The 12,124-nt window shown below is 65.8% G+C and carries 12 protein-coding genes, 2 tRNA genes and 1 pseudogene; 13 read left to right on the top strand and 2 right to left on the bottom strand.

The genetic code is table 11. The features are described 5' to 3' along the window. The first annotated feature begins 42 nt into the window (after positions 1 to 42). From rng to ACG0Z3_RS07660, 7 genes are all read left to right on the top strand, one after another. On the top strand, positions 43 to 1,527 hold the full coding sequence (gene rng / locus ACG0Z3_RS07690) for a ribonuclease G (RefSeq protein ID WP_394396692.1): 1,485 nt from the start codon (positions 43 to 45) through the stop codon (positions 1,525 to 1,527). Positions 1,528 to 1,595: 68 nt separating this feature from the next. Further along, positions 1,596 to 2,873, top strand: coding sequence for a Tol-Pal system beta propeller repeat protein TolB (tolB, locus tag ACG0Z3_RS07685; protein WP_394396691.1), 1,278 nt, complete (start codon positions 1,596 to 1,598; stop codon positions 2,871 to 2,873). A 96-nt stretch (positions 2,874 to 2,969) separates the two neighbouring features. Then, positions 2,970 to 3,506, top strand: coding sequence for a peptidoglycan-associated lipoprotein Pal (gene pal / locus ACG0Z3_RS07680; protein WP_268165418.1), 537 nt, complete (start codon positions 2,970 to 2,972; stop codon positions 3,504 to 3,506). Next, complete coding sequence (ybgF, locus tag ACG0Z3_RS07675) at positions 3,506 to 4,294, top strand: tol-pal system protein YbgF (protein ID WP_394396690.1); 789 nt, start codon at positions 3,506 to 3,508, stop codon at positions 4,292 to 4,294. The genes pal and ybgF overlap by 1 nt, the downstream gene beginning before the upstream one ends. Continuing rightward, on the top strand, positions 4,291 to 5,103 hold the full coding sequence (locus ACG0Z3_RS07670; protein ID WP_394396689.1) for a tRNA threonylcarbamoyladenosine dehydratase: 813 nt from the start codon (positions 4,291 to 4,293) through the stop codon (positions 5,101 to 5,103). The genes ybgF and ACG0Z3_RS07670 overlap by 4 nt, the downstream gene beginning before the upstream one ends. A gap of 67 nt (positions 5,104 to 5,170) precedes the next feature. Next, positions 5,171 to 5,246 (top strand) — tRNA-Lys (locus tag ACG0Z3_RS07665). A gap of 71 nt (positions 5,247 to 5,317) precedes the next feature. Beyond that, a tRNA-Lys gene (locus tag ACG0Z3_RS07660) sits at positions 5,318 to 5,393 on the top strand. Between the two features lie 196 nt (positions 5,394 to 5,589). Here ACG0Z3_RS07660 and ACG0Z3_RS07655 read toward each other — a convergent pair. Then, positions 5,590 to 5,907, bottom strand: a complete 318-nt coding sequence (locus ACG0Z3_RS07655) for a hypothetical protein (RefSeq protein WP_394396688.1) — start codon at positions 5,905 to 5,907, stop codon at positions 5,590 to 5,592. A 159-nt stretch (positions 5,908 to 6,066) separates the two neighbouring features. Between ACG0Z3_RS07655 and ACG0Z3_RS07650 the strand changes: the two are divergent. Then, positions 6,067 to 6,734, top strand: a pseudogene (locus ACG0Z3_RS07650) (IS3 family transposase); the annotation flags it as partial. Positions 6,735 to 6,762: 28 nt separating this feature from the next. On the opposite strand, the gene ACG0Z3_RS07645 reads toward ACG0Z3_RS07650, so the two are convergent. Beyond that, entirely contained in the window at positions 6,763 to 7,677 is a 915-nt protein-coding gene (locus ACG0Z3_RS07645) for a YicC/YloC family endoribonuclease (protein ID WP_394396687.1), read from the bottom strand. Between the two features lie 32 nt (positions 7,678 to 7,709). On the opposite strand from ACG0Z3_RS07645, the gene ACG0Z3_RS07640 reads away from it, so the two are divergent. Genes ACG0Z3_RS07640 through hemW form a run of 5 tightly spaced genes read left to right on the top strand, consistent with a single transcriptional unit; the run spans position 7,710 to position 12,113 of the window. Then, entirely contained in the window at positions 7,710 to 8,678 is a 969-nt protein-coding gene (locus ACG0Z3_RS07640; RefSeq protein ID WP_268168990.1) for a serine/threonine protein kinase, read from the top strand. Beyond that, entirely contained in the window at positions 8,675 to 9,583 is a 909-nt protein-coding gene (locus ACG0Z3_RS07635) for a PP2C family protein-serine/threonine phosphatase (RefSeq protein WP_394396686.1), read from the top strand. The genes ACG0Z3_RS07640 and ACG0Z3_RS07635 overlap by 4 nt, the downstream gene beginning before the upstream one ends. 16 nt (positions 9,584 to 9,599) lie before the next feature. After that, a complete protein-coding gene (gene rph / locus ACG0Z3_RS07630) occupies positions 9,600 to 10,322 on the top strand; it encodes a ribonuclease PH (protein WP_394396685.1) in 723 nt (240 codons plus the stop codon). Further along, positions 10,319 to 10,924: a non-canonical purine NTP pyrophosphatase gene (locus tag ACG0Z3_RS07625; RefSeq protein ID WP_394396684.1), complete on the top strand. Its 606-nt coding sequence runs from the start codon at positions 10,319 to 10,321 to the stop codon at positions 10,922 to 10,924. Before rph ends, ACG0Z3_RS07625 begins: the two co-directional genes overlap by 4 nt. 4 nt (positions 10,925 to 10,928) lie before the next feature. Further along, on the top strand, positions 10,929 to 12,113 hold the full coding sequence (gene hemW / locus ACG0Z3_RS07620; RefSeq protein ID WP_394396683.1) for a radical SAM family heme chaperone HemW: 1,185 nt from the start codon (positions 10,929 to 10,931) through the stop codon (positions 12,111 to 12,113). Positions 12,114 to 12,124: the final 11 nt, after the last annotated feature.

Here is a 12,124-nt window from a genome sequence, read left to right as displayed (position 1 = left end):
CGCGCATGTCCGCGCGCAACCGTCAGCATTCAAGGATGAGAGATGGAAGACATCCTGATCAACTGGTCCCCGCAGGAGACGCGGGTGGCGGTGGTCGAGAACGGCGCGGTGCAGGAACTGCACATTGAGCGCACGTTGGAGCGGGGCCTCGTCGGCAACGTCTACCTCGGCAAGGTCGTGCGCGTGCTGCCGGGCATGCAGAGCGCCTTCATTGACATCGGTCTGGAGCGTGCGGCCTTCCTGCACGTGGCCGACCTGCACAGCGCTTCGCAGTTCGGCCACGGCCGGCACCAGAGCGCCGACGCGCCACCGACGCCCATCGAGCGCCTCGTCTTCGAGGGCCAGCCGCTGACAGTGCAGGTCATCAAGGACCCGATCGGCACCAAAGGCGCGCGCCTGTCCAGCCAGATCAGCATCGCCGGTCGCATGTTGGTGTTCCTGCCGCAGGACGAGCACATCGGCATCAGCCAGAAGATCGGCTCGCCGGAGGCGCGCGAGGCGTTGCGTGCCCGCATGGTGGCGCTGGTGGGCAGCAAGGAGCAGGGCGGTGGGGGCGGCTTCATCCTACGCACCAACGCGGAAGATGCGTCCGACGAGGAGCTGGCCGCTGACATCGCGTATCTGCGCAAGACCTGGCACCAGATCCGCGAGAAGGCACTCAACACTGCGCCGGCCAACCTGCTGCACCAGGATCTGAGCCTCGTCGAGCGCGTGCTGCGCGACCTGACCACCGAGCGCACCGGGCACATCCGCATCGATTCGCGCATGCAGTACGACGTGTTGCGCGGTTTCGGCGAAACCTTCATGCCTGCCGCCACGGCCAAGCTGGAGCATTACCGTGGCGAGCGGCCCATCTTTGACCTGTGCAACGTGGACGCCGAGATCGCCCGTGCGCTGGCGCGCAAGGTGGAGCTGAAGTCCGGCGGCTCGCTGGTGTTCGACCAGACCGAGGCGATGACGACGATCGACGTCAACACCGGCGGCTTCGTCGGCGCCAGGAATTTTGACGACACCATCTTCAAGACCAACCTCGAGGCGGCCGGCGCCATCGCCCGCCAGCTGCGTCTGCGCAACCTGGGCGGCATCATCATCGTCGACTTCATCGACATGGCGCGCGAGGAGCACCGCGCGGCCGTGCTGGCCGAGTTCAGGAAACAGCTGGGCCGGGACCGCACCAAGGTCACCGTCGGCGGCTTCACGCAGCTGGGCCTGGTGGAGATGACGCGCAAGCGCACGCGCGAGTCGCTGGCGCGCATGCTGTGCGAACCCTGCCCGACCTGCGAGGGGCGGGGCCAGGTGAAGACGGCCCGCTCGGTCTGCTACGACATCCTGCGCGAGATCCTGCGCGAGGCGCGGCAGTTCTCGCCGCGCGAGTTCCGTGTCGTCGCGGCGGCCAACGTCGTCGAGATGATGCTGGACGAGGAGAGCGCGCACCTGGCCGGCCTGTCCGACTTCATCGGCAAGCCCATCTCGTTGACCGCCGAGCCCACCAACCAGACCGAGCACTACGACATCGTGCTGCTGTGAGCGGCGGGCTGCGGTTGCGGCCTTGTCTGACGGCGAGGCTGTCGGCGTCTGCGGCAGAATCCCGCGCCATGCTCGCATCAGTTTCCCGTCGCCGCGGTCTCGCGGCCCTTGCCGCGCTGGCCGCCAGCCCGGTGCTCGCCCAAGTGCGTATCGACATCGCCGGCGTCGGTGGCACGCGCATCCCGGTGGCCATCGCGGACTTCCGCGACGAGTCACGCTCGCCGCAGCCCATCGCGGCCATCATCCGGGCCGATCTGGAGCGCAGCGGCCTGTTCCGCAGCGTCGACGCGCCCGGGGCGTTGAGCGAGACCACCGTGCCTGCCTATGCCGACTGGAAAGCCCGCCAGGCCGATGCGCTGGTCGCCGGCTCCGTCACCCGCCTCGCCGATGGCCGGCTGGACATCCGCTTCAAGCTCTGGGATGTGGTCAAGGGCGCCGAGATCATCGGTCAGGCCCAGGCGGTGCTGCCCGACGATGCCCGCCTCGCGGCGCACCGCATCGCCGATGTCGTGTACGAGAAGCTCACGGGCGAGAAGGGCGTGTTCGCCACGCGCATGGCCTATGTCACCAAGGCAGGGCGCCGGTACAGCCTGGTCATCGCCGACGCCGACGGGGAGGGCGCCAAGGCCGCGCTGAGCAGCCCCGAGGCCATCATCTCGCCCACCTGGGCGCCCAATGGCCGCGAACTGGCCTACGTGTCGTTCGAGAGCGGCAAGGCCACGGTGCGCATCCAGGACGTGCAGACCGGCACCCGCCGTGTGCTGGCCGACTTCAAGGGCACGAACAGCGCGCCGGCCTGGTCGCCGGACGGCAGCCAGCTGGTGCTGAGCCTGTCGCGGGAGGGCGGCACGCAGCTGTTCGTCATCAACCGTGACGGCTCAGGCCTGCGCCGCATCGCCCAGAGCAGTGCGATCGACACCGAGGCCTGCTTCGCGCCCGATGGCAGCAAGATCTACTTCGTCAGCGACCGCGGCGGCGGCCCGCAGATCTACCGCATGCCGGCCGGCGGTGGCGCCGCCGAGCGCGTCACCTTTAACGGCAACTACAACATCAGCCCGGCCATCAGCCCCGATGGCCGCACCATGGCCTACATCACGCGCGCCGGCGGCGCCTTCCGCCTCAGCGTGATGGACCTGGCCACCGGCCAGTCGCAGCAGATCAGCGATGCGAATGACGACGAAAGCCCGTCCTTCGCCCCCAACAGCAAGCTCATCGTCTACGCGAGCCGCGCCGGCGGCAAGGAAGTGCTGATGACGACGACGCTGGACGGCAAGATCAAAACCCCGTTGCTGGTCTCGCTGTCCGAGGTGCGCGAGCCCAGTTGGGGCTCTTTTGCGGCCCAGTAGTCGGATCACCCGCACCTTTGTTGGACAATATTGCGCCGGCAACGTTGTCGGCTTTGCTGTTTCACCCTGCCCCTGTCTGTTGTGGAGACCACTCTAATGAAGCTGACCCGTTACGCGCTCACCCTGATTGCCGCTGCTGCCCTGGCCGGCTGCCAGTCCACCGTCAAGCTGGATGAGCCGGCGCCGGTCAAGGACGTCGCTCCGACGCCTGCCCCCACGCCTGCCCCGCAAGGCAATGTCGCCCCGGTGCCCCAGTCCCAAGTCAAGACCCTGACGCTGGACGAGCAGCTGACGCAGCAAGTCCAGGGCAAGCGCGTCGTCTACTTCGACTTCGACAGCGACGTCGTCAAGGAAGAGTACCGCCCGCTGGTCGACCTGCACGCCAAGCGCCTGAACAACAACAAGAAGCTGGCGCTGACGCTGGAAGGCCACACCGACGAGCGCGGTGGCCGTGAGTACAACCTGGCTCTGGGCCAGCGCCGTGCCGAAGCCGTGGCCAAGTCGCTGACGCTGCTGGGCGTGGGTGGCACCCAGGTCGAGGCTGTCAGCTTCGGCAAGGAGCGCCCGGCCGTGCAAGGCAGCGGTGAAGAAGCCTGGGGCAAGAACCGTCGCGTCGAGCTCAAGGACAAGTGATGCGTTTTTCGCGCCTGTTGCGCCCGACGCTTCTCGCTCTGGCCGCGGGCGCGGCCTTCATGCAGCCGGCCCAGGCCGGCTTGTTCGAGGATGACGAAGCCCGCAAGGCCATCCTCGAATTGCGCACCAAGATCCAGGCCAACGAGGACGCCGCCAAGCAGCGTGCCGAGCAGCTGAGTGCGTTGGTGCAGGAGCAGCTGCAGCCGCTGCGCCGCAGCATGTTGGACCTGAACAGCCAGCTCGACGCACTGCGCGCCGAGGTGGCCACGCTGCGTGGCGCCAACGAGCGGTTGGCCCGCGACCTGGCCGACACCCAGCGCAAGCTGACCGACCAGTCCCAGTCCGTTGATGCACGCCTGAAGCCGCTGGAGCCGCAGAAGGTCAACCTCGACGGCCGTGAGTTCCAGGTCAGCCCCGAGGAACGTGGCCAGTACGACGCCGCCATCGGTCTCGTACGTCGTGGCGACTTCGTCGAGGCCGTGTCGGCGCTGAATGCCTTCCTGAAGCGCTACACAGCCAGCGGCTACACGGATTCCGTGCGCTTCTGGCTCGGCAATGCGCAGTACGGCAAGCGCGACTACAAAGACGCGATCGCGACCTTCCGCGCCTTCATCGCCGGCAACCCCGACCACCCTCGGGCGGCCGAGGCACTGCTCGCGCTGGCGAATTGCCAGATCGAGCTGAAGGAGGTCAAGGCGGCGCGACGCAGCCTGGAGGACCTCATCAAGGCCTACCCGGGCACCGAGGCCGCGCAGGCGGGCAAGGAACGCCTGGCCACACTGAAGTGAACGCGCAAGATCGGGCAGTCGTCGCCGATGACGACGCCGATCTGGAGCGTCGCTTCGGCGGCCTGCGCCGGCTCCATGGTGATGCCGCCTACAACAGTCTGCGCACGGCGAGATTCGCCGTCGTCGGGCTGGGCGGCGTCGGTTCCTGGGCCGCGGAGGCGCTGGCCCGCAGCGGTGTCGCCGAACTGGTCCTGATCGATCTGGATCAGGTCTCCGAATCCAACATCAATCGCCAGATCCAGGCCTTGGGGTCCACCGTCGGCATGGCCAAGGCCGAGGCCTCGCGCCTGCGTGTCGCGGATATCCATCCAGGCTGTTCCGTGCGCGTGATCGAGGAGTTTGTCGACGCCGACAACTGGCCGAAGCTGCTGGGCGGCGCTGCGGTCGACGGCCTCATTGATTGCTGCGACCAGGTACGCGCCAAAGCCGTGCTGGCTGACTGGGCCCGCCAGCTGGAACTGCCCTTCGTGACTGTCGGCGCAGCGGGTGGCAAGCGCGAGCCGCACCGCGTGCAATTGGACGACCTCAGCGCCACCACTCACGACCCGCTGCTGGCTTCGCTGCGCCAACGCCTGCGCAAGCAGCATGGCGCGCCGCGTGTCGGCACCATGGGGGTTGCCTGTGTGTACTCGAAGGAACCAGTGCACCAGCCCCAGCGGCCGGAAGGTGAGGCCTGCGAGGTGGACGGCAGCTTGAACTGCCATGGCTACGGTTCGAGCGTGACTGTCACGGCGACATTTGGGCTGTGCGCTGCGGCGGAGCTGCAGCGTCTGCACATCGCTCGAGCGGCAAGCCAGGGGCGCAAGTAAAAAAGTTTTCTCAAGTACTTGCGAACAAGGCAGAAAGATGACTAGAATGCTAGGCTCTGCTTGACGCGGGATGTTAGCTCAGTCGGTAGAGCAGCGGACTTTTAATCCGTTGGTCGCAGGTTCGAATCCTGCACATCCCACCAAAAATTTTTTAGTGTGACAAAAAATCATGCTAAACTAGTTGGCTCAGCAGGACAGCAGTCAAGTTGAATCAGGGCTCTTAGCTCAGTTGGTAGAGCAGCGGACTCTTAATCCGTAGGTCGAGTGTTCGAGTCACTCAGGGCCCACCAAAAATTAAGAATGAAAACAAGCACTTAGCGGAAACGCTAGGTGCTTTTTTCTTGGTCTTTCCAAAATCCAACCCCGCATCTTCCAAAACTCCTGTGGCAAAAGGCTGAAGACCAGCGACACCAAGCTACAGCCGGTCTACTTCATCGTGCATACGCCGATCCTCGTGAGCGGGCCGAACCGCTGAGGAGCTGTGTGTCAGGTGCCGTCGGCAGCATTGCTGACGCGGCGCTCCACCTCGCGATCGTTCGCCTCGACCGGTTTCACCAGGTGCCGCTTGATGTGCCGCTCTGTCGTCGCAGTTGCTGAAGCCGGTGGCCGGGGTGGGGGAATTTGAATGCCGGGGTCGGTGGCCACCCCGGAGGAGTTCGCCGCGCGCTCTTGGGCAAGACGCTTCTGATACGCGCGGATCGTCTTGCGATCAATGCCGGTGACGCGCTCGATCTCGCGCTGGCTGGTGCCAGCGTCCAGCAGGGTCTGCAGGGTGATTCGTAGGTGCGGCTTCAAGACGTTCACTCCGTGGCTCCCTCAGGCGTCAGAGGGAGAGAAAAGTAACGCCCTGCCGGGGTTACCCCGGCGCCGCGTACGGCAAGCTCAGCTCGTCGTCACGACGGCGCTGGGGTGGGGGAATTTGGGGTGGCCATCAGTGGGGGAATTTGGGTGGCCGCCGGGGATGCATCGCTGAGCGATCAGTGCGTCAACGTGTCGGAGAAGGTCGTGCGCCGTCTGATGAAGCAGGAGTGCTTGGTGTCGCGACGAGCAGACGCCGTCGGTACGGCTCCTACATGGGCGAGATCAGCCCAGCGCCCGACAACGTGTTGAACCGAGATTTCAGCGCCCGTGCGCCGAACGAGAAGTGGCTCACGGACATCACGGAGTTCCAGATACCGGCTGGCAAGGTGTATCTCTCACCCATGATCGATTGCTTCGACGGCATGGTCGTGAGCTGGTCGATCGGCACGCGGCCAAATGCCGAGTTGGTCAACACGATGCTCGACGCTGCGATCGACAAGGTCACTGCCAGTGGCGAGAGGCCCGTGGTGCATTCCGATCGTGGCGGTCATTATCGGTGGCCAGGTTGGCTGGCTCGAATCGCCGATGCAAAGCTAGTCCGCTCGATGTCACGCAAGGGATGCTCGCCCGACAACGCGGCGTGCGAAGGCTTCTTTGGTCGGCTCAAGATCGAGATGTTCTTTGCCCGCGACTGGCTGTCAACGAGCATCGACGAGTTCGTCGCGGCGCTGGATGCGTACATCCGCCGGTACAACGAGGTCCGGATCAAGAGCTCACTGGGCTTTCGCAGTCCCGCCCAGCATCGCCGGCGCCTGGGCATCGCCGCATAACCAGTCCAAGTTTTTGTCCGCATCCCCCCTACTCAATGTTTTGCACCTGCTCCCGCATTTGTTCGATGGCGACTTTCATCTCGACAGACACATTGGTCAGCTCGAGCGCGGCGGATTTCGAGCCCAAGGTGTTGGCTTCACGGTGCAGCTCCTGGATCAGGAAGTCGAGCCGCTTTCCGAGTTCGCCACCTTTCTTCAACAGGCGGGTGAGTTCATCGAGATGGGCGCGTAGCCGGGCCAGTTCCTCGGCAACGTCGATGCGGATGGCAAACGCAGCGGCCTCGTTCAGGGCGCGCTCCTGCAGTGCTTCTTGCGGCACGCTGCTGGCCGCGCCGGTGCTTGCCAAGGCTTCCTGCCAGCGTTCGAGGAAGCGTTGTTGCTGACGGGCGACGACGGCCGGCAGCAGCGGCTCGGCTTCGTCAGCCAGCTCGCGCAGGCGCTTGATGCGCTCCGTCAGGATGAGCACCAGCTTTTCGCCCTCGCGCTCGCGCGATTCGGCAAGGCCCTCGACGCAGGCCCTGGCGGCCTCGAGCGTCGGCCCGTCGAGTTGGGCCGTCGTACTGCCGCCTGCCTTGCACCAGTTCAAGGCTTCGTGGACGGACAGTGGCGTCGCCTGCGGCAGCCAGGTGCGCACCTTGGATTCCAGGTTCGCCAGGCGATTCAGTTGCTCGGGGTGAGGCTGTGGCCAGCTGCCGTCGGTTTCTCGCTGGGTATTGATGCGCAGCTCAATCTTGCCGCGCTTGAATCGCGCCGCGATGAGTTCGCGCAGCTGGGGTTCCAACCCTCGTAACTCTTCCGGCATGCGCAGGGACAGGTCCAGGAAGCGGCCATTGACCGAGCGCAATTCAACGCTCACGCTGGCCTGTGAAAGGGTGGTGCCGTCGTCGGCCTTAGGGGGCTGTGCCGTGGAATTGGCGTACCCGGTCATGCTGTAGACTGGCATTTCGCACTCGCATAAACAGACAAAACGCGATTATGTCCAAGCCGAAGCCGGCGCCATTGCCAGCAGGCACGGTGGTAGGGGGCTACCAGATCATCAAGCGGCTGGCAGCTGGCGGTTTCGGCGTGGTTTATCTGGCCGAAGACCCGGACCACCACCTCGTCGCGCTGAAGGAATACCTGCCCTCGTCGCTGGCCGAGCGTTCCCCGGGAGAGCTGACGCCGCGCGTCAAGCCCGAGAAGCAGCCGCTGTACCGACTCGGCCTGAAGAGTTTCTTCGAGGAAGGCCGTTCACTCGCGCAGATCTCTCACCCCAGCGTCGTCTCGGTGCTGAACTTCCTGCGCGAGAACGAGACCGTATATATGGTCATGAACTACCTGCAGGGCGACACGCTGCAGGATTTCATCGTGACCGCGCGCGACATGAAGCGCGACAAAGTGTTCCGCGAGTCCACCATCCGCAGCCTGTTCGACGAGATCCTGCGCGGCCTGCGCATCGTGCACCAGCACAAGATGCTCCATTTGGACATCAAGCCGGCCAACATCTTCATCACGAACGACAACAAGGCCGTACTGCTGGACTTTGGCGCCGCGCGCGAAGTGCTGAGCAAGGAAGGCAACTTCATCCGCCCGATGTACACGCCCGGCTTTGCCGCGCCGGAGATGTACCGCCGCGACGGTTCGCTGGGCCCGTGGACGGATATCTACGCCATTGGCGCCTGCATCTATGCCTGCATGCAGGGCTATCCGCCCAACGACGCGCCGCAGCGGCTGGAGAAGGACCGGCTCAACCTGAGCCTATCGCGCCTGCGCAATGTCTATTCCGACAACCTGCTCGAAGTGACCGAGTGGTGCATGTCCCTGGACCCGCTGTCGCGCCCGCAGAGCGTGTTCGCGCTGCAGAAGGAACTCGCCCGCGAGACCGAGCGGCGCTACACCAAGCTCAGTTTTAGCGAGCGGCTGAAACTTCAACTGGAAAACTTGAAGTCCGGGGCAAAAGCTTGAGATTCAGCGTCTTCCAAGTCAGTCGTCGCGGTGGCCGCGAGACCAACGAGGACCGCATGGGCTATTGCTTCACGCGGGAAGCCGGCCTGTTCGCGCTGGCCGACGGCATGGGTGGCCATCCGGAAGGCGAGGTCGCCGCGCAGATTGCGTTGCAGACGTTGGCCGCGCTGTTCCAGCAGGATGCGCGCCCGGTGCTCGACGATCCGCAGCGCTTCCTGCAGGAAACCATCGTCATCGCCCATCACCAGCTGCTGCGCTACGCCGAGAGCAAGGGCCTGACCGACACGCCACGCACCACCCTCGTTGCCTGCATCCTGCAGGGCAATCTGGCTTGGTGGGCGCATTGCGGTGACTCGCGGCTGTACCTCGTGCGCAGTGGCAAGTTGATCGCGCGCACCCGTGACCACTCCTACTCGGAACTGCAGGAGGCGCTGGGGCGCGTGGGCCGCGGGACCGAGGCGTTCAACCGCAATGTGCTCTTTACCTGCCTGGGCAGCCCGGGCAAGCCCATGGTGGACTGCCAGGGCCCGTTGATCTTGGAGCCGGGGGACCGCATCCTGCTGTGCTCCGACGGCCTGTGGGGTAGCGTCGAAGACCACGAGATCGTCCGCCAGATGGCCGACCTGGCCATCTCGGAGGCCGTGCCGGAGCTGGTGGAGCAGGCGCTGCGCCGCGGTGGCGAGCGCAGTGACAACGTGACGGTACTGTCCGTGGAGTGGGAAGGCGAGGGCGATCCCGCCGGCGACACCACGCAGAACCTCGGCAATTCCGGCTTTGCCTCCACCATCCAGGGCGCGCTGGACGCCGACCTCGTCGCCGGCATGGATGACGAGGAGATCGAGCGCTCGGTGCGCGAGATCAACGAAGCCATCCGCCAGTCCGGTCGCGGCCTGCATCGCCGCTAACTCTTTTTTCCCTGTCATGACCAAGACCTTCACGCGCAGCGCTGGCCGCGCTGCCAATCAATTGCGCCCGGTGCGCATCACCCGTGGCTTCACCGTGCATGCCGAGGGCTCCGTGCTCATCGAGTTCGGCTCGACGCGGGTGCTCTGCACCGCCTCGGTGGAAGAGCGCGTGCCGCCTCACAAGCGCGGCTCGGGCGAGGGCTGGGTGACGGCCGAATACGGCATGCTGCCGCGTGCCACGCACACCCGCAGCGACCGCGAGGCGGCCAAGGGCAAGCAGAGCGGCCGCACGCAGGAGATCCAGCGCCTCATCGGCCGCTCGCTGCGCGCCGTGTTCGACCTCGCCGCGCTCGGTGAGCGCACCATCACGCTGGACTGCGACGTGCTGCAGGCCGACGGCGGCACGCGCACGGCGGCTATCACCGGCGCCTTCGTGGCCGCGACGGATGCCGTCAACAAACTGATTGCGGAAAGCAAGCTGTCGCGCTCGCCGATCAAGGACTCGGTGGCGGCCATCTCCGTCGGCATCGTCGACGGCGTGCCGCTGCTGGACCTGGAGTACACCGAGGATTCGGCCTGCGACACGGACATGAATGTCGTCATGACGGGCTCGGGTGGCTTCGTTGAGCTGCAGGGCACGGCGGAGGGCGTCGTCTTCACGCGCGACGAGATGAACGCACTGCTCGACCTGGCGGACAAGGGCATCCGTGAGCTGATCGCTTTGCAGAAGTCGGCATGAAGCTCGTCCTGGCCTCCAACAACGCCAAGAAGCTCGTCGAGCTGCAGGCCTTGTTCGCACCGCTTGGCATCGAGCTGGTGAACCAGGGCAGCCTGGGCATTCCGGAGGCGGAGGAGCCCTTCGACACCTTTGCCGAAAACGCCTTGGCCAAGGCCCGCCATGCAGCCAGGCTCAGCGGCCTCCCGGCGCTGGCCGACGACTCCGGCATCAGCGTCGACGTGCTGGGGGGCGCACCGGGCGTGCGCTCGGCCCGGTATGCGCTGGATGCGGGCGGTGAGAAGAGCGATGCCGCCAACAACGAGCGCTTGTTGCGCGAGCTGAGCGGCGCCGAAGACCGGCGTGCGCGCTTCGTCTGCGCGCTGGTGGCCGTGCGCAGCGCCGATGACCCCGAGCCGTTGATCGCGATGGGGCGCTGGATGGGAGAGATCCTGACCGCGCCGAGCGGCGAGGGCGGTTTCGGCTACGACCCGTTGATGTACATCCCGGCGCTCGGCCAGACCGTGGCCAGCCTGGGCGCCGCGGTCAAGAACCAGCACAGCCATCGCGCGCTGGCGGCGGTGCAGCTCATCCAGCAGTTCCGCGAGGTCTGGTACCTCGGCTGACGTCATGGCTGATTTGCTGCACCTGATGCGCCCGGGCACGCTGCAACTGCCCGCACTGCCGCCGCTGGCGCTGTACGTGCATTTGCCGTGGTGCCTGCGCAAGTGCCCGTACTGCGACTTCAACTCGCACGAGGTGAAGAACGGTGGACTCGCCGCAGACACGGCGGAGGCCTACCTCGCGGCACTGCGCGCCGATCTCGAAGCGGCACTCCCGCTGATCTGGGGACGACCCATCGTCAGCGTCTTCATCGGCGGCGGCACGCCCAGCCTGTTCAATCCCGAGCAAATCGGGCAGCTCATCAGCGACATCCGCGCCCGCCTGCCGCTGGAGGCCGGGTGCGAGATCACGCTGGAGGCCAACCCGGGCACTTTCGAGCGCGAGCGTTTTGCCGGCTTCCGTTACGCGGGTGTCACGCGGCTTTCGGTGGGCGTACAGAGCTTCGACGACGTGCAGCTGAAGACCTTGGGGCGTGTGCACAGTGCCACGCAGGCGCGTGAGGCGCTGGCTGAGGCGGCCGGCGCGTTCGAGACCTGGAACCTCGACCTGATGTACGCGCTGCCCGGTCAGACGCTGGACGACCTGTCGCGCGAGTTGGACACGGCGCTGGGCTTTCAGCCCCCGCACCTGTCCGTCTACCACCTGACCATCGAGCCCAACACGGTCTTCGCGACGCGCACGCCCGAGCACCTGCCCGATCCTGACCTGGCCAGCGACATGCTGGACCTCATCACCACGAAGACCGGTGCACAGCGGCTGTCGCGCTACGAGGTCTCGGCCTACGCCCGCGACGGCCACCGCTGCGCGCATAACCTGAACTACTGGCAGTTCGGTGACTACCTCGGCATCGGCGCCGGGGCACACAGCAAGCTGAGCTTTCCGCATCGCGTGCTGCGCCAGGTGCGCTGGCGTGAGCCGGCAGCCTTCATGGCCCAGGACAACAAGGTCAGTAACGAGCACGAGGTGGCCCGCAAGGACCTGCCGTTCGAGTTCATGCTGAACGCGCTGCGGCTCAAGGAGGGCGTGACGGTGACGCAGTTCCTGGAGCGCACCGGGCTGCCGCCGTCCAGCATTGCCCAGGCACTGGAGACGGCCCGTGGGCGCGGCCTGCTGGAGGCTGACCCCGCGCGCATCCAGCCTACCGAGCGCGGCTTCGACTTCCTGAGCGACCTACAGCAGCTGTTCCTCTGAGGCGCCGCCGC

The sequence above is a fragment of the Pelomonas margarita genome, from assembly GCF_043555875.1.
Classification (GTDB): Bacteria; Pseudomonadota; Gammaproteobacteria; order Burkholderiales; family Burkholderiaceae_C; genus Pelomonas; species Pelomonas margarita.
Note: the sequence above shows the minus strand (reverse complement) of the source record. Positions and strands in the feature narration are given on the sequence as shown.